Source organism: Hymenobacter translucens (assembly GCF_020685205.1).
In the GTDB taxonomy this organism is placed as follows: Bacteria; Bacteroidota; Bacteroidia; order Cytophagales; family Hymenobacteraceae; genus Hymenobacter; species Hymenobacter translucens.
In genome coordinates, this window is record NZ_JAJERB010000006.1 from 168091 (window position 1) to 191514 (window position 23424).

21 protein-coding genes and 1 other RNA gene are annotated in these 23424 nt (G+C 56.7%); 8 read left to right on the plus strand and 14 right to left on the minus strand.

What is annotated here, in order from left to right; genetic code table 11:
• Nucleotides 1–210: 210 nt before the first annotated feature.
• From LJY25_RS14380 to LJY25_RS14390, 3 genes are all read left to right on the plus strand, one after another.
• The gene (locus LJY25_RS14380) at nt 211–2424 is read left to right on the plus strand and encodes a prolyl oligopeptidase family serine peptidase (protein WP_227609049.1); all 2214 of its coding nucleotides are present in this window, start codon (nt 211–213) and stop codon (nt 2422–2424) included.
• Nucleotides 2425–2591: 167 nt separating this feature from the next.
• Nucleotides 2592–2962: a transfer-messenger RNA gene (gene ssrA / locus LJY25_RS14385) on the plus strand.
• 246 nt (nt 2963–3208) lie between these two features.
• Nucleotides 3209–3451: a DUF1294 domain-containing protein gene (locus LJY25_RS14390; RefSeq protein ID WP_227609050.1), complete on the plus strand. Its 243-nt coding sequence runs from the start codon at nt 3209–3211 to the stop codon at nt 3449–3451.
• Nucleotides 3452–3688: 237 nt separating this feature from the next.
• Here the strand turns inward: LJY25_RS14390 and LJY25_RS14395 are convergent, their stop codons facing one another.
• The 6 genes from LJY25_RS14395 to paaZ form a co-directional block, all read right to left on the minus strand.
• Nucleotides 3689–4429 (minus strand): glycosyltransferase, encoded by a 741-nt coding sequence (locus LJY25_RS14395; RefSeq protein ID WP_227609051.1) that lies wholly within the window; start codon nt 4427–4429, stop codon nt 3689–3691.
• Entirely contained in the window at nt 4426–5100 is a 675-nt protein-coding gene (locus LJY25_RS14400) for a DUF2334 domain-containing protein (RefSeq protein ID WP_227609052.1), read from the minus strand. Before LJY25_RS14400 ends, LJY25_RS14395 begins: the two co-directional genes overlap by 4 nt.
• A gap of 20 nt (nt 5101–5120) precedes the next feature.
• On the minus strand, nt 5121–6200 hold the full coding sequence (locus LJY25_RS14405) for a fatty acid desaturase family protein (RefSeq protein ID WP_227609053.1): 1080 nt from the start codon (nt 6198–6200) through the stop codon (nt 5121–5123).
• On the minus strand, nt 6191–7138 hold the full coding sequence (locus LJY25_RS14410) for an NAD-dependent epimerase/dehydratase family protein (RefSeq protein WP_227609054.1): 948 nt from the start codon (nt 7136–7138) through the stop codon (nt 6191–6193). The genes LJY25_RS14405 and LJY25_RS14410 overlap by 10 nt, the downstream gene beginning before the upstream one ends.
• Nucleotides 7139–7195: 57 nt before the next feature.
• Nucleotides 7196–7975 carry an enoyl-CoA hydratase/isomerase family protein gene (locus LJY25_RS14415; RefSeq protein ID WP_227609055.1) on the minus strand — a complete coding sequence of 260 codons (780 nt, stop codon included), beginning with the start codon at nt 7973–7975 and terminating at the stop codon, nt 7196–7198.
• A gap of 73 nt (nt 7976–8048) precedes the next feature.
• Nucleotides 8049–10109 (minus strand): phenylacetic acid degradation bifunctional protein PaaZ, encoded by a 2061-nt coding sequence (paaZ, locus tag LJY25_RS14420; protein WP_227609056.1) that lies wholly within the window; start codon nt 10107–10109, stop codon nt 8049–8051.
• A 1184-nt stretch (nt 10110–11293) separates the two neighbouring features.
• On the opposite strand from paaZ, the gene LJY25_RS21390 reads away from it, so the two are divergent.
• A complete protein-coding gene (locus tag LJY25_RS21390; RefSeq protein ID WP_227609057.1) occupies nt 11294–12148 on the plus strand; it encodes a DUF6438 domain-containing protein in 855 nt (284 codons plus the stop codon).
• Between the two features lie 2 nt (nt 12149–12150).
• Here the strand turns inward: LJY25_RS21390 and LJY25_RS14430 are convergent, their stop codons facing one another.
• Nucleotides 12151–12606 (minus strand): DUF2141 domain-containing protein, encoded by a 456-nt coding sequence (locus LJY25_RS14430; protein WP_227609058.1) that lies wholly within the window; start codon nt 12604–12606, stop codon nt 12151–12153.
• 473 nt (nt 12607–13079) lie between these two features.
• On the opposite strand from LJY25_RS14430, the gene LJY25_RS14435 reads away from it, so the two are divergent.
• Nucleotides 13080–13730: a hypothetical protein gene (locus LJY25_RS14435; protein ID WP_227609059.1), complete on the plus strand. Its 651-nt coding sequence runs from the start codon at nt 13080–13082 to the stop codon at nt 13728–13730.
• 155 nt (nt 13731–13885) lie between these two features.
• On the opposite strand, the gene LJY25_RS14440 is transcribed toward LJY25_RS14435, so the two are convergent.
• The 5 genes from LJY25_RS14440 to LJY25_RS14460 form a co-directional block, all read right to left on the minus strand.
• Nucleotides 13886–14230: a hypothetical protein gene (locus tag LJY25_RS14440; RefSeq protein WP_227609060.1), complete on the minus strand. Its 345-nt coding sequence runs from the start codon at nt 14228–14230 to the stop codon at nt 13886–13888.
• Between the two features lie 24 nt (nt 14231–14254).
• Nucleotides 14255–15166 (minus strand): UV DNA damage repair endonuclease UvsE, encoded by a 912-nt coding sequence (gene uvsE / locus LJY25_RS14445; protein WP_227609061.1) that lies wholly within the window; start codon nt 15164–15166, stop codon nt 14255–14257.
• A gap of 58 nt (nt 15167–15224) precedes the next feature.
• On the minus strand, nt 15225–15941 hold the full coding sequence (locus LJY25_RS14450; RefSeq protein WP_227609062.1) for a carboxypeptidase-like regulatory domain-containing protein: 717 nt from the start codon (nt 15939–15941) through the stop codon (nt 15225–15227).
• A 114-nt stretch (nt 15942–16055) separates the two neighbouring features.
• Nucleotides 16056–16709 carry a hypothetical protein gene (locus LJY25_RS14455; protein ID WP_227609063.1) on the minus strand — a complete coding sequence of 218 codons (654 nt, stop codon included), beginning with the start codon at nt 16707–16709 and terminating at the stop codon, nt 16056–16058.
• 164 nt (nt 16710–16873) lie between these two features.
• Nucleotides 16874–18124 (minus strand): metallophosphoesterase, encoded by a 1251-nt coding sequence (locus LJY25_RS14460; RefSeq protein WP_227609064.1) that lies wholly within the window; start codon nt 18122–18124, stop codon nt 16874–16876.
• A 137-nt stretch (nt 18125–18261) separates the two neighbouring features.
• Here LJY25_RS14460 and radC point away from each other — a divergent pair, with 137 nt between their 5' ends.
• Nucleotides 18262–18987, plus strand: coding sequence for a RadC family protein (gene radC / locus LJY25_RS14465; protein WP_227609221.1), 726 nt, complete (start codon nt 18262–18264; stop codon nt 18985–18987).
• A gap of 26 nt (nt 18988–19013) precedes the next feature.
• Here the strand turns inward: radC and LJY25_RS14470 are convergent, their stop codons facing one another.
• Nucleotides 19014–19736: a WD40/YVTN/BNR-like repeat-containing protein gene (locus tag LJY25_RS14470; RefSeq protein WP_227609065.1), complete on the minus strand. Its 723-nt coding sequence runs from the start codon at nt 19734–19736 to the stop codon at nt 19014–19016.
• Between the two features lie 309 nt (nt 19737–20045).
• On the opposite strand from LJY25_RS14470, the gene LJY25_RS14475 reads away from it, so the two are divergent.
• The gene (locus LJY25_RS14475) at nt 20046–21278 is read left to right on the plus strand and encodes an isocitrate dehydrogenase (NADP(+)) (protein ID WP_227609066.1); all 1233 of its coding nucleotides are present in this window, start codon (nt 20046–20048) and stop codon (nt 21276–21278) included.
• On the opposite strand, the gene LJY25_RS14480 is transcribed toward LJY25_RS14475, so the two are convergent.
• Nucleotides 21275–21793, minus strand: coding sequence for a hypothetical protein (locus LJY25_RS14480; protein WP_227609067.1), 519 nt, complete (start codon nt 21791–21793; stop codon nt 21275–21277). The two genes, LJY25_RS14475 and LJY25_RS14480, sit on opposite strands and share 4 nt — an antisense overlap.
• A gap of 156 nt (nt 21794–21949) precedes the next feature.
• Here LJY25_RS14480 and LJY25_RS14485 point away from each other — a divergent pair, with 156 nt between their 5' ends.
• The gene (locus LJY25_RS14485; RefSeq protein WP_227609068.1) at nt 21950–23422 is read left to right on the plus strand and encodes a PQQ-dependent sugar dehydrogenase; all 1473 of its coding nucleotides are present in this window, start codon (nt 21950–21952) and stop codon (nt 23420–23422) included.
• The last annotated feature ends 2 nt before the right edge of the window (nt 23423–23424 follow it).

Genomic DNA, 23424 nt, shown 5'->3' on the forward strand with positions numbered 1-23424 from the left:
GCGGTTTATGCCAAGACGTTACCAGGGAAATCAGCTTCCGAAATGGTCGTCGGATTCCGCTGTGCCGGAGTAATGCGCTGAAAATCACATTATCGTGTGATTGAATAGGAAAAAGCTAATGTCCACCTTGGACCTGGCTAATTCGAGCTCAGGCTCTGGGCCCGCCAGCGCCCCCAGCCTGCTTCTGTCTTCACCCTTAACTATAAGCGCATGAATGCACGTTACGTACTGATGGGGGCCGCCCTGTGGACTGTCGGCGCCCAGGCCCAGCCGGGCACCCCGCCGGCCGCACCCTCGACACCCGCCACGGACACCTACTTCGGCGTGCAGGTGGTCGACCCGTACCGCAACCTCGAAAACCTCGACGACACGGCCGTGCGCAGCTGGATGAAGGCCCAGGCTGACTACGCCCGCCGTACGCTCGACGGTATTCCGGGCCGGCAGGGGCTGATCAGCAAGATGAAGGACCTCGACTCGCGCAAGGCAGCCCGCGTCACCCGGCTCATCATCACCGAAAACGACCGGTACTTCTACCTCAAGACCCGGCCCCAGGACCAGCAGCCCAAGCTCTACTGCCGCGACGGGTACCAGGGTGCCGAGGTTCTGCTGTTCGATCCGGAGAGCTTCGAGAAAGGTAAAATGTACACCATCAACACCTTCACGCCCTCCTTCGATGGCTCCAAGGTGGCCTTTGCCCTGAGCGAAAAGGGTTCGGAAGTGGGGCAGGGGCTGGTGATGGAGGTGAAAACCCGCCAGCTTTACCCCGAGCGCCTCAGCCCGCTGGCCCTGGGCGGGTCCGGCGACTGGCTGCCGGACCACAACAGCTTCACGTACACCCCGCTCAACAGCGCCGACGTAAAGGATACGGAAGCCCGCCTTAACACGCAGTCGTTTCTGCACCGGGTAGGCACCCCCCAGAGCCAGGACCGGCCGGTTTTCTCGGCCCGGACGTACCCCGCGCTGGGCATCAAGCCCGAAGAGTACGCCTACGCCTTTTACGACAACGACACCAAGCTGCTCTGCGGTCTGCTGTATACTGTCGACCGCTACATCCGGGCCTATTACGCACCCGCATCAGACCTGGGCAAGCCCAAGATCAGCTGGCAGCCCCTGTTCCGCTCGGAGCAGGAAGTGACCAATTTCGCCGGGAACGAGCAGTATATCTATTTTGTGACGTCGAAAAACACCCCGCGGCAGAAAATCATGCGCATGCCCACGGCCCGGCCCGAGGTAGCAACGGCCGAGGAACTGGTGCCGGAAAGTGCCGATGAGGCCATCAGCGACGAGCAGTTTCGGGTGACCAGCGACGGACTGTACTTTGTGCGCACCAGAAACGGGGTGGAGGCCAAGCTTTACTTCATCGCCAACGGCAGCAAAACCATAGAGCAAATTGCGCTGCCCCGGCCCGCCGGTACCATTGAACTGCAAACCAAGAACGTCCGGTCTTCTGACCTCTGGGTGCTGCCGGTGGGCTGGACTTCAGATCGGCAGCGCTACCGGTACACGGCCGCGACCCACCAGTTCCGGAACGAGCCATTGTCGTCGGAGGTACAGTATCCGGAGTTTTCGGATCTGGTCGTAGAGGAAATTACGGTACCCTCGCACGACGGCGTATCCGTGCCGCTTTCTTTGATTTACCAGAAGGGCACCCCCCGCAACAGCTCGGCACCGGTACTGATGGTGGGGTATGGCGCGTATGCCAAGTCGACCGGCCCGTTTTTCTCCCCGCTGTATCTGCTCTGGGCCCGGCAGGGGGGCGTGTTAGCCATTCCGCACGTGCGCGGCGGCGGCGAGCTGGGCGAGGAGTGGCACAAGGCGGGCCAGAAAGCTACCAAGCCCAATACCTGGAAAGACTTGATTGCCAGCGCCGATTACCTGGTAAAAAACAAGTACACGGCCCCGGGACGGATTGCCATCAACGGCGGCAGTGCGGGCGGTATCCTCATTGGCCGGGCCATGACGGAGCGCCCCGACCTGTTTGCCGTGGCTATACCAGAGGTTGGTTGCCTGAATGCCGTGCGCCTGGAGAACTCCCCGAACGGTCCCGTAAACGTGCCCGAGTTTGGCACCGTGCAGAAAGAGGACGAATGCAAAGCCCTGCTGGAAATGGACGCCTACCTGCACCTGCAGAAAGGCATCAACTACCCCGCGGCGCTGATTACGGCCGGTTTCAACGACCCGCGCGTGATTGCCTGGCAGCCAGCCAAGTTTGCCGCCCGCCTGCAGGCCAGTTCGACGTCAGGCAAGCCCGTATTGTTTTTCACCGATTACGACGCTGGTCACGGCATCGGGGATTCCAAGCAGAAGCAGTTCGAGGTAATGGCCGACCTGCTGAGCTTTAGCCTCTGGCAAACCGGTCAGCCTGCCTTTCAGCCCCAGGCCACGGCCGGCAAGCAGGGCAGCCGGAGCAAGCAGTTGCGGTAGAGCCCCACGCTTTGCCGCGCGCCCGGTGGTTTCAGAAGCCTTTTGGTGCAGCAGGCTCCTGAAACCACGTTCCGGTGGAACAATTTTGCCGGTTTTCAGCGTTTTCTCCCCGATGTGCGTACATTCGCACCCCGCGTACTTGTGGCGGGCATCGTTCTTTACCATTTGGGGCTGACCGGAATTGACAGCTTGCGCAGGTCGCGAGTAAGCGTGCCAGGAGTTGAGTGGATCTCCTGTTAAAAAATCATTCGAACAATAACTGGCGAGTATAGCTACGCCATGGCTGCCTAGTCTAGGTATTAGGTAATGTCATCGTCCCGCACCCGTTTTCTTTTACACGGGTGAGTTCGGGGCGTCGTAAGTAGAAGATAGTCGCAAGGGAGGTGTGACCTCGCGGCGAAAACTAATCGCATCTAAGGGTAGTCTAAGGGCCTGATGCGCGCCTGGACTACCACGAAAATTCAAGCGTAGATACGCACGTAGAAAGCTCGACGGTTTCCTTGTCTGGACCAGGGTTCGACTCCCTGCAGCTCCACTAAAAACCCGCTTTACAGTAATGTAGAGCGGGTTTTTTGTTTGTGGGGTATACCTAGGCGTGCAGGCTGCAGAAAGGCAGCAGCGAAAGAATTAATAGTAATTGATGCTGACGGGATGTCCTTTAATAAAGGTAGGCTTCACGTCTTCCTCGCTCTTTTTGAACCCGCCCAACCGGTTCATACCCATACAGCGACCACCCAGGCCGAAACCCAAAATAGCCTACTCAGAAAGGCCTGCCTCCCGCACCATGAAACTACTCTTGAGTTGCCTGTTGTTTTTCAATCTCCTGTGCTTCCTGCTGTTTACCTTGGATAAACGCAAAGCCCAGCGGGGACAACGGCGCATTGCCGAAAAAGTGCTGCACCTCGCTACGCTGCCCGGCGCGTGGGTGGCTATTTTACTGCTGCGCCACAAAAACCGCAAAGCTGCTTTCTGGGGCGTTACCTTGATGCTGACGCTGCTGCAAGGGACGCTTCTCTACTTCACGTAGCCCTATTTCCACGCACGTTTTTAACCGTGTCAAACGTCTGCGTACGAGGGGCTGGGTTATGCATTAATCAAGCACTGGGAGTTCCCGAATCGAAGCGCAGATGTGATCATTCTACAGCAATTTTGCAGAAAAAATTTCAGATACGAGCTCAGTAATAATTTCAATTGATTTTTATGCTTTTATAAGAATTAAATGATGTATTCGCTCAAAATACATGCACTTTTCGATCATATATAATTAGTATTTTGGTGTCCCGTGTTTCCCATAATTTTCATGAAACTTTTTCATAAAGCTTTTGCCATCCATTCCGGCTTTAAATAAAGAGTAAAGCCCCGAAACCACCAGCTCTGCTAGTTCTCTGGGAGTAGCGTTGTAAAACCGCCTAGCAGAAGTACGAACGTAGATGTTTTTTAATAAGACGGGGCGATAGTACTGGGCAGCCATTTTAGAGTATCTAAAATCTTCGAAAGTAACGTCTTGCTGAAAGCCGCCGATCTTGTAATGCATTTCTTTGGTTGTAAAGATTGAACAACCATGGATTACAGGATTAAACAGTCTCATCAAAGGTAGGTAGTAATGAGAGTACATGTAATAGGTGATTCGATAGGTTCGGCCTGGTTCGGCTGCATATATTTTTGTCCCTGCAAATGGTATATCCTTGTTTTTTATTTGCGTAAGGCTGTCTTTAAGGAAACCCGCAGGAAGCACCACGTCGGCGTCCAAGAAAAGTAAATGCTCATATTTTGCTTTCTCAACGCCTTTGTTTCTTTGGTTAGATAATCCAGCTTCTTCCATTGTTACCAGCTGAACAGGTTCTGAGGATCGTTGCGCATAGTTTTGAACCACTTTTGCAGTATTGTCTGTGGAATTTCCATCTACTACAATTACTTCAAAGGGCCCTTGCTGAATTTCTATGCTGTCTAGCAGCATTGGTAAATACTTTTCTTCGTTCAGCGTGCAAATTATTAGTGAAATCATAGTTGAGTTTCGTTAAATAGCTCTGAGTAAGTTACAAATGTGCACCCTTGTTCTTCTAGGAGCTGTATCACCCCTCTAATCTTAGGTAACAGACCATTGCCAATATCGGAAGGATGAATAGCAATGCGAATAATTTTGGGTTGTTTCCATTTTAAGTAGTTTCTCCAGGCTATCAAATATAGATTGCTTAATAAAATATTTCGGCCATAATCCAGGCTGAGGGGAAATGAAAAATAATTTTTGCCATTTCTTAAATTCAAAAACTCAGTCCAGCTTTCAGTATATTCAAAGTCTAGTTCTTTCAAAGCCATTATCATGTGTCTGTTGTGATACCACATGGGTGGAATAAACCCTTTAGGCGAAAAACCCAGATGATCTTTGAATATTTTTTTTCCGAACCCAATAATTCTTTTTGTCTCTTCGAGATCTAGGTTTAAAAATTCACGTGATATGTTTTTATTGCCATATAGAATTGAGTACGGGTCGAAATAGGAAGATATGTGCATATAGCCATGGAGTGCCAAGTCCTCGGATTTTACTAGTTCGCTAAAATGATAATCCAGTCCAACTTTGCCGTGCCACAAAGGCGTAATAAGAAAGGATTTTTTTTGGGTTATGGTGTTCAACACAACTTCTGTTTCCTTCAGAAATGCAGGAGAAGTGTCATGCATGGATATTACAGCTTTTCTGATCACGCAGCCCTTCCTAAGTTTTTTAGATGCTTCAAATGAGCGCAAATTCCCCCGGCAAATGTTATTGCATGGTACTTGGTTTCTTTTTCTTGTAATACAGATTTTATTATCTGTGTAAGTACAGGATAATGAACGTGAGAGACACTAGGGAATAAATGGTGTGCTACATGAGTATTGAATCCTCCAAAGATACAATTAAAAAGTTTGCTCTGTGGATGAAAGTCTACCGTAGATGCTATCTGTTGTTCTAGCCAGGAAGTATTTATATTTTGTTGATGACCACAATGCGTATAGTGAGTATAAGTAACATGGTGGGAAATAAAAAAAGTAAAAGTGACGAATAAAGAAAGTATTCCATGCATAATCAAAAAGCCCGTCGCTATTTCAAATGCTGGCAGTGATGAGAAATGCATTGGTATTGCTAAATATATTGCAAAATACACGATTTTTATAATTGCAAAAGTATAGACATTGGAGTCATTTTTCCGAAGGATAAGATTTCCGTGTTTCGTTTTGAAAAGCAATTTAAAGTCGTATATCACTATCCAAATCAAAGAGGAAAAAATGTACAGGAACGGTGCGTATAGGTGTTGAAATTTGTGAATGCCTCTTGACTTTTGAAATGGTGACAGTCGGAGAAGGGATGTTATTTCTAGATCTGAATCCAAATCAGATACATTAGGGTATGGATGGTGAGAGTTGTTGTGTTTTCTTTTCCACCATGACGGGTTTAAGCCCTGGAGTATAAATATGGTTTGAAATATTTTGTTGTCCCATCGTAGCTTGCCAGTCAGGCAGTGGTGAGCGGCATCATGTCCCAGCGTCATTCCCAATATTAGCAAGCACAACCCAAATGAAAGGTAGCCTGCCTGAGCTATAACAAATTGAGAGGAATTTAAGAGAATCCAGTATGAAGTCAAAGACAAGATAAATAAGATTATGCCTCTTACGTATAGGGATGTTGAACCTGTCTTTCTTAAATTGTATTTTTGGAAATAAGAATTTGCCAGAAATCTTATTTCTGAATAAGTTTCATCATTCTCAACACGTTTTGTGTATTTGGCTTTTTCTACATGCATACAATTCTTGATTTACGTGTAGATTCAATCTTTATAAGTTCCATTAAACCCTCTTCCAGGGGCTTAAGTGGACGGTCTAATAAGTTTATCATTTTGCTGTTGTCAGGCATTCTCATGCTCATATCTCCTTCCTTTAAAGGAGGAAGATGAATGATTTTAGAGTCAGATCCGGTTAACCGGATAATCAATTTGGCAAGATCAATTATTGAGGTTTGAATGCCGCAGCCTACATTTACGGTGTCATTAACATAATGATGGGTTTGTAAAGTTTTTAAAGTAAAGTCTATGTTATCTTGGATGTAACAAAAAGTACGTCTTTGTGTGCCCTCGCCATGAATAGTTATGTTCTCGTTATTGAGGGCCTGGTGGATGAAGCGCGGAATAACAAAATCTCTGCTTTGACGAGGTCCATACGTATTAAAGAATCTAAACACGGTATACTTCAAGCCGTACTCTTTTTGAAATGATTTGCAGTAAGCTTCCCCGATGTTTTTTACAATTGCATAAGGGAGCTTTGAATTCAATGGTGTGGTAGCTTCGTTTTGTGGGTGCTCCACAGGCTCTCCATACACCTCAGACGAAGATGAAAAGAAGACCCTTTTTACCCCGGTATGATGTGAAAATTTTAATATATTTTTTATTCCTTCTATGTCATTTAAAACACCGATGGGGTTTTCTAATGTTCTTTTCACGCCTACCACCGCTGCATAATGGAATACATGATCAAATCGATGTGCTTTCATTAAAGCTTTAAGCTCGTTTTTCTTATTGACATCCCCTTTGACAAAATAAATGTTTTTATTTATTGGAATGTTGCCCAGAGAACTGGTTAAAAAATTGTCAAAAAGATAAATAATGTTACGAGGGTCTTTAGAAAGCTCTTCCGCAAGGCTGCCGCCGATAAATCCACCACCTCCAGTTATAAGAATTTTTTCCATTTAAAATGTTTGAATCTACTTTGCTGTAGAATATGGCAATACATAAGCTAGGCGTCGTTACCGGGCCTTAAAGCGCTGAATGGCCTGTCGGGTGAAGTCGGACAGCACCAGGCGCCCGCTGATGGCGGCGCGCTCGACCAGCAGCGTATCCCAGTGCTCGGTGCCGGCCCAGATGACGCGCTTCAGATCCGTTAACGCTTCGGGATTGTAGGCCGTGAGCTTAGCCGCAAAAGCCTCCACGGCCGCATCGAGGGCCGCTTCTGATTCTACTACCTCATGGTACAGCCCCTTCTGCTGAGCCCACTGCGCCGTTTGAAATTCTCCCGCATCCAGCGCCAGTTGGGCGTAGGCCGACACACCGATTTTACGCTCCACGGCGGGTCCTACCACAAACGGACCAATACCTACGACCAGTTCGCTGAGCTTTACCGAGGCCTGGGTGGTGGCAAAGCAGTAGTCGGTAGACGCGGCCACGCCCACGCCGCCGCCGATGGCTTTGCCTTGCACGCGGCCCAGGATAATCTTGGGACAGGTGCGGCAGGCATTGATTACCTGGGCAAAACCCGAAAAGAACGTCAGCCCCTGGGCTTCGTTTTCGATGGCCACGAGCTCGTCGAAGCTTGCGCCGGCACAGAAGGTTTTTTCGCCTTCGCTGCGCAGGATGATGACTTTGGTGCTCTCATCCTGCCCGACGGCCGTTATGGTTTGGGCCAGTTCGGTTAGCAGAGCCCCGGGCAATGAGTTGTGGGAAGGATGAAAAAAAGAAATGGTGGCTACGCCATCGGCGCTGGAAGAGACGGTGACCCGGCCGGCGGCCGTTGTATTAGTGGTAGGCATGCAAAGTATCAGTGAGGCGAAGAAAAGCAGAGTGTGCGGGCGGTAGCCGGCACACCCTGCCCGATGAGATAGGCTATTCCTGGTTTTTTTTCTTGACCATGGTCAGAATCGTAGCCACGGCCACGGTTTCACCGGTTTCGTCGGTGATGGTCACCAGCCAGCGCACGATGCCCTTGGCCACGTCGGTTTCGTCGCGCTTTTCCTGGCCCACTTTCTCCTTCACGGTCAGCTGCACGCCGATAGTGGTGCCGGGGTACACGGGTTTGGTAAAGCGGCACTCGTCGAGCCCGTAGTTAAGCAGCACCGGGCCCTTGCGCGGGTCCACGAACATGCCAGCGGCTTTGCTCAGGATGTAGTAGCCGTGCGCCACCCGGCCGGTGAAGAGCGTGCCTTCCAGCGAAGTAGCATCCACGTGGGCGTAGAAATTGTCGCCCGACACCTGGGCGAAGGCGCTGATATCCGCCTCCGTGACGGTATGCCGGTGGGTAGTATAGGTCTGCCCGATTTCCAGCTCTTCGAAGTAGTGCTGGAAGGGATGCTTGTCGCGCTCCAGCTGACGGGCACCGGTCTGGTAGACTTCCGTAATGGCCGTAATCATGCTGGGTGAGCCCTGCAGGGCTACGCGCTGCATAAAGTGCTCCACTCCGCGGATGCCGCCCATTTCCTGCCCGCCCCCGGCCCGACCGGGCCCGCCATGAATGAGCATGGGGAGTGGGGAGCCGTGGCCGGTGCTTTCCTTGCCCATTTCGCCGTTCAATATCAGGATGCGGCCGTGGTGCGTGGCAGCACCCAGCACGAAGTCCTGGGCCGTGCGCGGGTCGTTGGTCGCTAAAGAGCACACCAGCGAGCCTTTGCCCATATTCGCCAGGGTAATGGCTTCTTCGGTCTCGCGGTAGGGCATCAGGGTTACTACCGGACCAAAGGCTTCAATTTCGTGGCTGTCGAGGTGGCGGAAGGGCTCCTTGTTGAGCAGCACGATGGGGGAGGTGAAGGCGCCTTTCGCGAAGTCGGCCCCGCGCTCCTTGCCCAGCAGATCCACGGTTTCCAGGTCGCCGTACACGATGGGCGTGTTCTGAGCTAGATGGCGCACCCGCTCGCGGAATATCTCGGCCTGGGCCCGACCGGCCAGGGCGCCCATCCGGACGCCTTCCGCCTGCGGGTGGCCGATGGTGGTTTGCGCCAGGGCCTTGCCCAGAGCAATCTGCACGTCTTCCAGCAGGTTTTCGGGCACGATGGCGCGGCGGATGGCGGTGCACTTCTGCCCGCACTTAGCGGTCATCTCCTTGCGGACTTCCTTGACAAACAAGTCAAACTCGGGCGTGCCCGGTCGGGCATCCACGCCCAGCACGGCGGCGTTAAGCGAGTCGGCCTCCATGGTGAAGGGTACGGCTTCCTCGATAATGCGCGGGTGGGCCCGCAGCTTGCGGCCGGTAGAAGCTGAGCCGGTGAACGTCACCACGTCCTGGTACGTGACGTGGTCCAGAATACCCTGCCCGGAGCCTACCACGAGCTGCAAGGCACCTTCAGGCAAAATGCCCGAAGCAATGATTTCGCGCACGACGGCCTCGGTGAGGTAGGCCGAGGGAACGGCGGGCTTTACTACGGCAGGCATGCCGGCCAGCAGGTTCACCGCAATTTTCTCCAGCATGCCCCAGATGGGGAAGTTGTAGGCGTTGATATGAACGGCCACGCCTTCGCGAGGCACCAGCAGGTGCTGGGCCATAAAGGTGCCGCCCTTCGACAAGCCAACCGGCTCACCTTCCACATAGAAGGGCTTGTCGGGAAACTTGCGGCGGAGGGAGGCATTGGCAAACAGGTTGCCGATGCCGCCCTCGATGTCAATCCAGGAGTCGGCGCGGGTGGCACCGGAACGGTAGCTCAGCTCATAGAAAATCTCCTTTTTCTCCTGCAGGTGGAAGGCCAGGGCCTTCAGCATGCGGCCCCGCTCATGAAACGTCATTTTGCGCAGCCTGGGGTTACCCACGCGGCGGCCGTAGTCAAGAATCGAGGCGAAGTCAAAACCTTCGGTGTGAGCCAGGGCAATGACTTCGCCGGTGCTGGCGTCGAGCATCTCCTGCGGCGACTCAGCGCCGGGTGCCCAGCGGCCAAGGGTATAGTTTTCGAGAGTGGTCATTGGGATAAATTAGCAGTTTCCAGCGGGTGGCAGGAAACATTTGGTGGGACTTTACTGGCAAAATAACACGCGGGAAGTTTACCTGCCGCCGTTTGTGCCCGCTTACCCTTCCCAGCACCCCATTCATTCTTGTGAAGGAACGGCCCGGGGTTCGGCTTACACCGCTTTTGACCACGGTTCCAGAGGGCAGATGCCATGGCTGAAAAGGGCATTTCGACGCCTCTGCCGGGACAAGCAAGCTTGGCTGCCCGTGGCCCGTCACAAAAAAAACCTGCGTACTGCGGGGATTTTTTGCCTCAAGGACGAATGGCTACGGGCTGGCAGAGCAGCCGTGTTACTTTCCCTTCAGCACGACCAGATGTTTGCACGCCACTCCTTCCCGGCACTGTAGCATAAGCGCGTAGCTACCCGCCTGGTACCAAGCGCGACCTTATCACGGCCTAATAAAGCCGGGCTCCGATGCCATCCAGGCGTGCGGGTCAGGCTAGCTTTGATTGGCTGGTAGGGTGAAGTAGAGGCCGCCAGATTGCTTTGCCAGGTGCTTAGGGTTACCGGGCCTGCCACTTTCGCTGGATTAGTGAGGCTTTGCGCCTGATCGGTCAGGGAGTCGGGGCAGCGAGGCACAGGCCATCCAGCTAGGTGTGAAGACCAGGCTCGACTTAGGTGAAAAATAAGCCTTGGTGCCTGCTTTTAGCATCCCCGGAACAAGGCGCGAAACAATTACTAGGAATAAAATCCTGGCATTTGGAACTTTTTTTCAAGGAATAGAAAATTTTTATTGTGTTGATTTGATGTTAGATATATAAACAGAGCTAGCGAGGCAAGTAGGATACATAGCAATTGGGTGGTTTTTTGATATTGTGTCAGCAACCCCAACTTTTTTTATCTGACTTATGGCAACTCTACTCTCTTTTTCGTCTTCCGTTACGCCTGGCCATAGCCCCGTTTTGGGTTCCCTGACCAGCCGCCTAACCCGCTGGCTTCGCCCGGTTTCCGCAGTGGCTCTGGCTTTGCTGGGACTAAGCTTACTGCCGGCTTGCACCGTGAACTACTACGGGACTCATCCCGATACCGGGTATGCCTCAGAGCGCTACCGCAACCGTCCGCCCCGCCCGGGTCGGGAGCCCCGGCCGGATAGGCCATCCGCTCCTCAGCCGGCCGGGCCTGCGCGCGTTTCCACTCCGGTGCTCTCTGCTCCCACCAGTTCCGGTCCCGCAGTGGGCACGGTGACGCCGCCGGTGCGCACCCATACGACCCCGACTCCGGTTGGCTCTCCCCACACCACCACGCCAACGCCCGCGACTACCACGCCAACCCCGGAAACCGGCGGCTATAAGCCAATTCCCGGACGAATCAAGACGCCCCGCCCGGCCAAGGTGGAGGCCCCGGCCCAGCCCGTCCTAGTCGAAACGCCTGCTCCTGCAACAACGCCAGCTCCGGAAACGGGCGGCACAAAGTCCCGCGTCAAGCCAGACAGGATCAACACCTTGCCGCCAAGTGTGCCGACGGAACCGGTAGCGGAAACGGGCGGTATAAAGTCGCCCGTTATTCAGGAGCCCGTCGTCACGCAGCCAGAGATGCCGGATGCTGCTCCCGGCAAAAGACCGAAAACGGTCAAGCACGTGTCAGTAGAGCCTGCCTCCGAAGCCGAAGCCCCGAAAAGCCCGGTGCTGGTGTTTGCCAAAACGCGCTGTCTGGGAAACTGCCCGACGTTCATAGCCACCTTCTGGGCTGATGGGCGCGTGACGTACACCGGCCAGGAGAATGTGCCTAAGATTGGCACCTTTCAGCTTCAGCTTCCCGCCGATGTCATTACAGCAATTCTAAAAGAGGCCGAGCAAATGGGCTTCGCCGGCCTGCAGGCGCAGTATACCAGCAACACATCCGATCTGCCGTCCACGATCCTGACCATTCATCAGCCGGATGGCAGTGTAAAGACGGTTCGGGCAGAAGATGACGTTCCGGGCGAACTTCAGAACCTGATTGCCCGCATTGACACCGAGCTGGCAAAAGTTGTGGGCGGCCCGGCCTCACACTAGGGTTAATACCACATCGTCAGCTGAAGTCCCTGCCGGGGAGCCGACAGCGGAAAGCTGGCCTCCATGTAGGTGGGTGGCCCTGAGGGCTGAACGGCAAGCTGTGAGCAGGTAGTCCCTTCGACGCCTTGCCGGTCCCATTGGTTGTTGCCATTTACGTCGTGATACGCTACTACGGCGTAACGGCCTTGGGGCAGGTTGTCGAAAACCACCGGGCACTCCCGGTTGGATATCAGGACCCGGCGGGTCTGGTAGGCCGCTGCCTGGTGCAACGGGAACCCTTCAGCGCCCCGGAACAGCAAGACCACCACTCCGCCCTGGTTGGAGTGAAAGCCCCTGATAAGAACCGTGAGCTTGTGGCTTGGATCGGAGGGGCGGGTCCAGGCGCCGAGGGGCACACTCAACGCCAGCAGGGTTGTGGCAAGGACAAGAAGGCGGGTAGCACCCGAAAAAGGCCGCATACGTATGCGGGTAAGTAGAGTAGTTACCACGTGATAGGCTGGGTAAGCGTATTAAAGTCAGGTAGAGAGGGTGACTGCCGGGTCTTCACTCGGAGCGGACTATCCGGAACATCCCGGCGGGCAGAAAAGGTTTAGTCAGGTTAAGCTTCTGTCTGACCAGGCCGGTATTTCGCTCCGCATTGAGGCTGATGCTGCCTTGGAGAGGCTAAGCCGGCCCCCGTGGGTTGCATACAAGCTTTACTGGCAGTAGCTAGCCAGACGGATACGGGGTCGAAATGATTGATGCTGCTGCTGCGTACAAAGGCAACGAGTTGAATTTTAAGGACTTTAAACTATAATCTTTATCGGGGAGCCGGTATTTGACGGCTTTACCGCTAACGCAGTAGCCGGTTTTGACGTATGAGCCCGTACCGACGGTCCTTTCAGAAGACCTGCGGACATACTTGCACTCTACCACTCCAAAAACCACCACTATGAAAACTGCTTGGATTTTCGCTTCGCTTCTCGCCGCCGGTATCACCTCCGCTTCGGCTCAGTCTACCACCCCTGCTTCGACCACCTCGGGCAGCACAACCGGTAGCAGCACCAACCGCACTGGTACAACCGGCACCACTTCCGGCAGCCAGATGAACAGTGGCAGCACCTCGGGCAGCGGCTCGATGGGTACGGGCTCCATGCAAAGCGGTACTACGGGTACGACCAGCGGCTCTTCAATGAGCGGCTCCTCAACCAGCGGCTCCATGAACAACGGTACCATGAACAACGGTACCATGAACAATGGCACCTCGGGTAGCGGTACTATGGGTACCGGTACGGGTACTTCGGGCAGTGGCTCAATGGGCACCGGCACTTCCGGATCGATGAACTCGGGCACCTCGGGCAGTGGCTCGATGGGCACCGGTACATCGGGTAGCGGTTCGATGGGAACCGGTACGTCAGGCAGCGGCACGATGAGCACCGGTACTTCCGACACCGGCAGCATGAGCACCGGCGCCATGGAAAGCGGCCGTAAAGGCAAAATGAAGGCTAAAGCCGACAAAGACGGCAAAATGAAAATGAAGGATGGCAACATGAAGGCTAAGACCAAAGTGAAGCCCGCCAAAACCAATTCGTCGGCTCAGTAGGCTCCCCTTCTGACAGCAGCAAACCGCCGGTAGAAACTACCGGCGGTTTCTTTTTGCCCCGACGGCCGGTTGTTTTTTTCGCTTTTTCAAGGAGCAGGGCTGAAAAAAGGCCACCTGATTTGGTCAGGTGGCCTTTTTCGTCGGGGCAGTAGGTGCTATTTGTCCAGATCGCTGCCTATGCGCAGGAGCAGGTCGCCAAGGGTGCGCAGGTTCGACTGTACGTCACCTTCCGAGCCCTGCGCTAGCTGGAGCGTCTGGGAGCCCAACATGGAAAGAGAGCGGCCGATGGCGGCTCCGTCAAGGGTTTCGGCTGAAAGCAGCGTTTGCAGGTTGCCTATTTCGCGGGCAATGTCCTGCTGATCGGGAACGCCGCTTTGCAGGAAGTGCTGCTGCCAGGCTTCGGTTGTGTCCATCGCGGCACTGATGGGAATAGCTGTCAGGCCGCCGCGCAGGGCGTTGATAGTAGCAGTGAGCTGATCAGTGAGCGGGGAAGCTGCCATAAGAGGAAAAAGCAGGTGAAGGAATTATGATATAGAAGCGGTGACCGGTACCAGGCCGAGCTCCCGCAGGATGGCCACGGCCCGGTTGGCGCTGGCTTCTTTGTCTTTGATTTCAAGCATCATGTCCACGTCCAGGTCGCCGAGGTCAGCCAGGAAGGCACGAAACTGCGCTTCGTCGAGCGACGATGTATGCTTGCCTTTCCGCTCGCCCACCGACTGGGAGCTGTAGTCCATCATCAGCACGCCGTCACGCTCGGGGTGCCAAGTAGCGGCGGCCAGACGCAGGGCTTCGGTCATCGGCTCCCCGTGGTTGAGGCACTCGTGGTGAAAGTTGTCGAACAGGATGGGCACGCCCACGGCTTCGTGCAGACGCAGACAGTCGCGGAGGCTGAACAGCCGGTCGTCGTTTTCAACCACCAGCCGGGCTTTTACTGCCTCCGGCAGAGTATGATAGGTCGCAATAAACCGCTCCAGCGCAACTTCCCGGTCCCCGTAGAGGCCGCCAGCGTGGATCTGCAGCTTGGCGGTGGAGTCAAGTTCCATCAAATCCAGCATCGAGCCCTGGTACACCAGTTCAGCCACGCTGCGCTGCACGATGTCGGCGCTGGGCGAGTTAAGCACCACGAACTGGTCGGGGTGGAAGGAGATGCGAAGCTGCTCGGCCTTGATATAGTCGCCCAGAGCCCGGAACTCCGCGGCAAAGTGGGTCTGCCACGGAAATACGTTCACGGGGTGGGAGCCGAAGGGCACGATACCGGAGCTGATCCGGAAAAAGCGCAGCTCGTGAGCCACGTTATACTCCAGAATACGCCGCAGGCAGGCCAGGTTGCCGGCTACTGCCGTCTGCACCCGCTCATCGGAGTAGGAGGCCAGCCGGAAGGTGGAAGAGGAGGTGCAGTCGATAGACTCGTTGACGCAGGGATAACCGATTCGCATAGACCGGACTTACGCGCAATTACGGCCGGGGTTGGGTTACGGCGTCGGAGCAGGGCCGCTATTCGACTTCGTAGCCGCGGTTGTCCTTGAAGTTGCGGTTGTACTTGGTCTTCGCTTTGCGCAAAGCCTCAAGCCGGGCCTTTTCCTTTTCCTGAGCCTGGATTTCCGCCATCTTGCGCCGCTCCTTGCCTTCCCGCGAAAGCTGCTCATAGATCAGGCTGACGGGGCTTTCCATGGTGGGGGTAGGCGCTTTCGGCGCGGTGCTGTCAACGGCAAACAGGGGCTTGGGCGCCGGGGCACGCTTCACGGCATTGGGCTTGGGCGCCGGCCGCTTGATGTTGCGCAGGGCCCGGTTAATCTCGGCCCGGTCCGGGCGACCTTCCTGCACGCGCACCTCGCCCAGCATCACGCTGTCACGCACCAGCTTAATCTGCACGACTATCTGAGAAAGTCCGGTACCGCCCAGAATATAGCGCTGGGGCTTAAAGCCCACAGCCCGGAACAGCAGCGTGTCGGTGTTGGTGACGTCGAGGCTGAAGTCGCCCTCGTTGGAAGCCGGTACGCCGCGCCTGGTGCGCTGCACCACGACCGAAGCGCCCGGTATGGGCTTGCGGGTAGCTGCCTCCGAAACCGAGCCCGTTACCCGGATGGTATTCTGCGCCACGGCCTTTGACGAGCTGAGCAGCAGCACGATGCCCAGCAGGAAAACCAGCCACGGGGCGCGGCTGGCCCACGCAGTCGGGGTGCCCGGAAGAAAAGGAAAAGCAAGATTCATGAACTCAGTAAACGGCCCCTTTACCGCAAGGTAGCCAACAAATGAGCCAAAAAAAGCCCGCACCGTTGCAGCGGTGCGGGCTTACTATCCCAGATCCGGGCAAAAAGTAGCCGGTTAGCGGATTACGGATTTGCCGCCGTCTTCGGGCTTGGATTTCAGGGTGCCGTCGTCGCCATCGACTTTGGTCTTGTTGCCCTGGGCATCCTTGATCTTAACATCACCGTCGCGCTTTACCTTCAGCTTGCCGCCTTCAGTGCTCGAGCCGGAAGTAGAGGACATATCCGCCGAAGAGGCCGAGCCGGAAGTGCTCATGTCCGAGCCGGAGGCCGACATGCTGGCGTCGTCACCGTAGGCGGAATCATCGTAGTAGGTCGTGCGGTTCGACTCGTACGCCGAGTACTGGGTGGGGTCGGTCAGGATGGTTTTGAACTCCTGGTCGGTTTCCATGTCGAGGTCGCGCATTGCGCGGTACATACCAGTGGTATCGGAGGTGTACTTGCTACGCATCTCGTCCATGCGGCGGGCGCGGTTGTAGTACGCCGTGCGCATGCGCGAAACGGTGGCCGTATCCTGGATTTTCATATCCGAAGCCATCCGGGTTGCCACCGTATTGGCACGGGTGCGGTAGGTTTCGTCCGAGGTCGTGGTCGCCGTAGCATTAGCGCCGCCTTCCATCGTGGTCGTGGTGGTATCGGTGGTTTTTTCCTGGGAGCAGGCCGCCATAGACAGGGCACCGGCGCAGGTGAGGAGCAGCAGGGTCGTTTTCATAAAAAAGGAAGAAGTGAAATCAGGTTTAAATGCTAAAAATTAGCAATAGCGCCTATACGGCCCTGGTTGCGCTGTGGTTGTGCTTATGCAAAATCAGCCCAGGAAAAAGGCCCCGTATCGTCTGATACGGAGCCTTTCTGGGCAGTCAAAAAAGGCATGTTCAATTATGCCCGGCGCAGCTCGAACACCGTGATTTCGGGCAGGAAGCCAACCCGGCCCGGGTAGCCGATAAAGCCCAGCCCGGTGTTCACGTACAGGTACTGCTGCCCGCGCTGGTAAAGCCCGGCCCACTGCTTGTAGGCGTACTGCACCGGGCTCCACTTCAGCCAGTGCAGATTCACCCCGAACTGCATGCCGTGGGTATGGCCCGAAAGCGTGAGGTCGATGTCAGGGTACTCGTGCACCTGCCCGTCCCAGTGCGAAGGGTCGTGCGAGAGCAGGATCTTGAACGGCGCCCCGGTGTCGGCGGCGGCGTGGGCCTTGTGCAGCTGTCCGTACTGGGTAAACCCGCGGGCCCCCCAGTTCTGTACGCCCAGGATGCTGATTTTCTCCCCACCCCGCTCGATCGTGCGGGCCTCGTCGAGCAGCAGGTTCCAGCCCATTTTGGCGTGGTTCTGCTTGATGCGGGCCAGGTTGGCCGACTTGGCCGATGCCCCACCCATCGTATCCCAGTCCACGTAGTCGGCATAGTCGTGGTTGCCGAGCACCGAGAAGATGGGCAGCTTGCTTTGAATGCCGGCCAGGGTGTCGATGTGCTCCTCCACCTCGTGGGCAAAGTTGTTGACCAGGTCCCCGGTCATGAACACCAGGTCGGCCTGCTGCTGGTTGATGAGGCTGACGGCCTTGCGCAGCGGCTCCTTGCTTTGGAACGAGCCGGTGTGCAGGTCCGAAATCTGCACGATCTTAAACCCGTCGAAGGAGGCCGGCAGGTTGGGAAAGCGCAGCGACACACGCTTTACGGTGTAGTCGGTGCCGCCCTTGACCATGCCCCAGAGCAGCGCTACGAAGGGCACTGCCCCGGCCAGCAGGGCGGCTTTACTTAGAAACTCACTGCGGGAAATGGCTTTTTCATCACCGGTGCTGCCGGCCGGGGTGCTGAACGACTGATATACCCAGCGCCCTACGCGGACGATGTCTTCGACCAGCAGGGGAATCAGGATGACGATTTTCGCGGCTACCATGGCCAGCAGCAGCCCGCCGAAGTAAGACTTGTAGGAGGCATGGTCGCGCCGGGTGCTCATGGCCCAGAAGCCCAGGCCCCACACAACCAACGTGAAAAGCCAGTACAGAATGGTGGTCAGGCGGCGGGTACCGGGGGTGGAATGCTGAACCAGGGCCCGTACGGCCTGGTAGCCGTACCATTCGCCCACCACTATCAGCGCTAAAAAGATAAACGGCAAAACGCTTCGTGACATAACAGGGAAAGAGAGGTAAGCCCGGGCACTGGCACAAAAGCGCCGGGCGGTTGCGCCGCTAGACGCACGAGGTGAAATTTTACTTTACTTGGGGCGCTATCTATCAATTCCGGTGCCTTATGACGTTGCCAGACACGATGGCCGGGACTACCCCGGCTCCTAAACCCTACCAGGCCGCTCAGGGTTTCAGTATCAAGAGCTGGGCCGAGGAAGACCGGCCCCGGGAAAAGCTGCTGCTCAAAGGCCGGGCAGCCCTTTCCGACGCTGAATTGCTGGCTATCCTGCTGGGCTCGGGCACCGCTAAGCTCTCTGCGGTCGACGTGGCCAAGCTGATTCTGGCCGCCACCGGCAACGACCTCAACGAACTGGCCCGCCTGTCAATAAAGGAACTGATGCGTCATAAAGGCATTGGGGAGGCCAAGGCTATTACCATTGTGGCGGCTCTGGAGCTGGGCCGGCGGCGCAAAGACGCCGACGCCGCAGCCCGCGCCATCATCACCTGCTCCCGCGACATCTACCACGTTATCCGGCCCCACCTGCAGGATCTGCCCCACGAGGAATTCTGGGTGGTGCTGCTCAACCGGGCCAATAGGGTGATGCGCAAAGTCAGCATCAGCCGCGGAGGCGTGGCCGGCACCGTAGCCGACCCCAAGCTTATCTTCAAGGAAGCTTTGGAACAACTGGCTTCCTCGATAATTCTGGTGCACAACCACCCCAGCGGCAACCGCAGTCCCAGCACCGCCGACATTGCCCTGACCCGCAAGCTCAAGGAAGGAGGGATGCTGCTCGACCTGCCCATTCTCGACCACCTCATCTATACCGACCAGGGCTACTACAGCTTTGCGGACGAGGGGCTGCTCTGATCCTGTTGCCTACTCCCGGCTGCGACTTACTTCATGATCCGGAAACTCTGCCCAAAATCCTCGGACCGGAAAACGGTGAACGACACCGGCGCCAGGCCTACTTCCTGCTTGGTGACCAGCACGATACTGCCGCTCTTCGAGTAGAACGGCTGCAGATACGTGCCGAGCCCGTGGGCGTGCCCGCTGATTTCCTGCGCCAAAATCGGGAGGCACTTCTCGGTCCAGCTCAGCCCGCCGTCGGCGGTGAGGTAGTAGGTAAGGCGGCCTTTGAGGAGGTAGGCCAGGATGATTCCCTGCTTTTCGTTGAACATGAACAGCGCGTCGCGGTAGGCGGCGTCGGCCCGCTGCTGAGCGTCTAGCATAACCCGCGTCCAGCTCTTGCCCCCGTCGACGGTGCGGTACGTGAATGAGCAGTAGCCGTAGCCGATGGTGCTGCCATACAGGAACCCGAGCTGGTTGTTCACGAAGAAGATGTTCACATTCGTCGTGGGCCAGCCGGCACAGGTCCGGGCCGAGTCGAGCGGGGTAAGCGGGAGCTTCACCTCTTTGCCCTCGCGCAGGTAGCGCACCACCATATAATGGCTCACCTTTTTGCCGGGGATGCCGCTGGGGCGGGACATCAGAAAGAACTGGTGGTCGGAATCCGGCTGGACCAACTGCAGGGTGACGTCGGCCGGAACGGGCGGCGTCTGGGCGCCGCAAAGCAGGGGCAGCAACAGCAGCAGCCCGCAGAGCTGCATTATTTTCATCATCACGGGTAGCCCCGGCGGAGGCGGCGAAAGATTTTCAGCAACGAAATTCGGCTGCTGAAGATAAGCCGTTTTCCGCTTTCTGCCCGTTCCCGCGTCCCGTCAAACTCGCGCCGTACTACCTGCCATCAGGGGCTGCCCGGGCTGCTGGTTTGCTTCCGACCCGGCAGAGTGGGGGTATCGTCCGCAATCCTTGCTTATTATTGCTGCTGCTACTGCCCGGCCGGTGAGCCTAAGAAGTTTCCGGCGCGTAGTACCAGGCCGCGCCCGGCACGAGCGTACTCTCTACCCCAATTACCTTTTCACGCAATGACGAAAATCAACGTAGCCAACCCCGTAGTGGAGCTTGATGGTGATGAGATGACCCGCATCATCTGGAAATTTATCAAGGACAAGCTGATCCTGCCCTACCTGGAACTGGACATCAAGTACTACGACCTGGGCATCGAGTACCGCGACCAGACCAACGACCAGGTCACCATCGACGCGGCCAACGCCATCAAGCAGTACGGGGTGGGCATCAAGTGCGCCACCATCACGCCCGACGAGGAGCGCGTAAAGGAGTTCAACCTGAAGCAGATGTGGAAGTCGCCCAACGGCACGATCCGCAATATTCTGGACGGCACCGTGTTCCGCGAGCCTATCGTGATGAGCAACGTGCCCCGCCTGGTGCCGAACTGGACCGCGCCCATCTGCATCGGCCGCCACGCCTTTGGCGACCAGTACCGCGCCACCGACTTCGTGACCAAGGGTAAAGGCAAGCTCACCATCACCTTCCAGCCCGAGGACGGCGGCGAGACCCAGTCGTTTGAAGTTTACAACTTCAAGAGCGACGGCGTGGCCCTGGCCATGTACAACACCGACGAAAGCATCCGCGGCTTTGCCCACGCCTGCTTCAACCAGGCCCTGATGAAAGGCTGGCCGCTGTACCTGAGCACCAAGAACACCATCCTCAAGAAGTACGACGGCCGCTTCAAGGACATCTTCCAGGAAATCTACGAGCAGGACTACCAGCAGAAGTTCACCGCTGCCGGCATCACCTACGAGCACCGCCTGATCGACGACATGGTGGCTTCGGCGCTGAAGTGGAACGGCAACTTCGTGTGGGCCTGCAAAAACTACGACGGCGACGTGCAGAGCGACACCGTAGCCCAGGGCTTTGGCTCACTGGGGCTGATGACGTCTACCCTGGTTACACCTGACGGCGGCACCATGGAAGCCGAAGCCGCCCACGGCACCGTAACGCGCCACTACCGCGACCACCAGAAGGGCAAGCCCACCTCGACCAACCCCATTGCTTCCATCTTTGCCTGGACCCGGGGCCTGGAGTTCCGCGGCAAGCTGGACAACAACCAGGCGCTGATTGACTTCTGCCACGCTCTGGAAGCCGTGTGCATCGAAACCGTGGAAAGCGGCAAGATGACCAAGGACCTGGCCGTCTGCATCCACGGCAACAAAGTAGAGCACGGCCGCGACTACCTCTACACCGAGGAGTTCCTGGAAGCCCTCGACGAGAACCTGAAGAAAAAGCTGGCCCGCTAGGCGCCCCTTTTGCAATTGAAAAGCCCATCCGGTTGCCGGATGGGCTTTTTTGCGTTTCGGCCACGTTGGCGGGTGCTGTATTCCGGGCCGTCCGGCAGCTGACCGTCCGTTACGGCTTGCAGCGCTTTGTCCCTGAAACCATCCAGTCGGGCCGCAAGAGCCGGGTCGTCGATGAAGAGCAGAAAGTCGGATGCGCCCTCGAAGTCCGGGCTGTACAGAAAGTTGCCTACCGCCCGGCCCTGGTAGAAAACGTCGAACGTATGTTCGCTCCCCAAACAGGCTTCCAGCTCGAGCGAGTACGTGCGGCCCCGGCAGTAGAGCTCGAGGGCATCCCCACCATCGGCCGCGCAGATAAGGAAACCGGTAGCGGTGCAGCCATAAAAGCTGTGCTCATACGCCCGCAGAAAGGCGTCGGCCCCGACATCCGGCCCGGCACCGGTGGAAGCACGGTTCTCCCCGGAGCGGCTTTCCGGCTGACACGCGCCGGCAGCCAAAATCAGGTTACGAGTAAGCAAGGCAAGTCGCACCGTCAGAAGGGCAGGAAGGCGGGATTCGGACAAAATAAGTGTCTCCCCGGGGTGCGGACAAGGTAACAGGGCCGATAAGCACAACCCTGGAAAAATAGCGGGAGTATATCCGGAGTACCCGTACCTGATCTTCATCCGCCGTCTATGCTGCTTTCTACTCCTGCGCGCTGGTCCTGGCTGCCGGCCGTGCTGCTGCTCACTACCGCTTCCGTCACCACCAGTTGCTACAAGCTGCGCGGGCACTACGGCGGCCCGAAATCCTTTGAGGCCGCTGCTCGTCCCGTAAATGCCGCCGACGTAGCCGTGCCGAAAGGCTATAAAGTGGAAGCCGTGGCCCAGGGGCTTACTTACCCTACCGCCGTGGCCTTCGATGATAAGGGCACGGCCTACGTGCTGGAAGCCGGCTACGCCTACGGGGAAGTCTGGACGGCCCCGCGCCTGCTGCGCCTCGAAGCCGACGGCAGCACCAAGGAAATCTACGTGGGCAGCAAAAACGGTCCCTGGAATGGCTTCGTCTATCACCAGGGTAACTTTTACATTGCCGAAGGCGGGGAGCTGGAAGGCGGCCGGATTCTGCGCGTGTCGCCCCAGGGGCAGATGACCGTACTCGTGGACAAGCTGCCCAGCTACGGCGACCATCACACCGACACGCCCGCCATCGGCCCCGACGGCTACCTGTACTTCGGGCAGGGCGGGGCCACCAATTCCGGCGTCGTAGGGCCCGATAATGCCGAGTTCGGCTGGCTGCCCCGCCACCCCGACTTCCACGACATTCCCTGCCGCGACATCGTCCTCTCGGGAGAAAACTTCATTTCCGACAACCCCCTGACCGAAGCCAAGGATGACAAGGCGACGACCGGGCCCTACCTGCCGTTCGGCATGGCCAGCACCAAGGGCCAGGTAATCAAAGGACAGGTGCCCTGCACCGGCGCCATTATGCGGGTGCCTCTGCAGGGCGGACCGGTGGAGCTGGTGGCCTGGGGACTGCGCAATCCGTACGGCCTGGCCTTTGCCCCCGACGGGCGGCTGTTCACGACCGACAACGGCTACGACACCCGGGGCAGCCGGCCCGGCTACGGTGCGGGCGACGTACTGTGGGAAATAAAGCCCGGCACCTGGTACGGCTGGCCCGACTACTCTGCCGGTCAGCCCATGAACACCTCGGACTACGAAACGCCCAAGCGCGACCCGAAATTCATCCTGGCCCAGCACCCGCAGACGCCGCCCAAGCCCGCCGCCATCTTCGGCGTGCACTCGTCGTCCAACGGCTTCGACTTTTCCCGCTCCGCCGCTTTCGGCCATGTGGGTGAGGCATTCGTCGCGCAGTTTGGTGACATGGCGCCCAACGTGGGACGGGTGTACGGCCCGGTGGGCTACAAAATCGTGCGCACCAACGTACAGACCGGCGCCATCGAAGACTTCGTCGTAAACAAGGGGCGCACCAACGGGCCCAGCTCCGAGATTGGGCGCGCCGGCCTGGAGCGCCCCGTTGCCGCCCGCTTCTCCCCCGATGGCCGTAGCCTGTACGTGGTTGACTTCGGGCAGATGCCCATGACCGAGCAGGGGCCCTCACCCCGAAAGAAAACCGGGGTTATCTGGAAAATCACCAAAGAATAAGC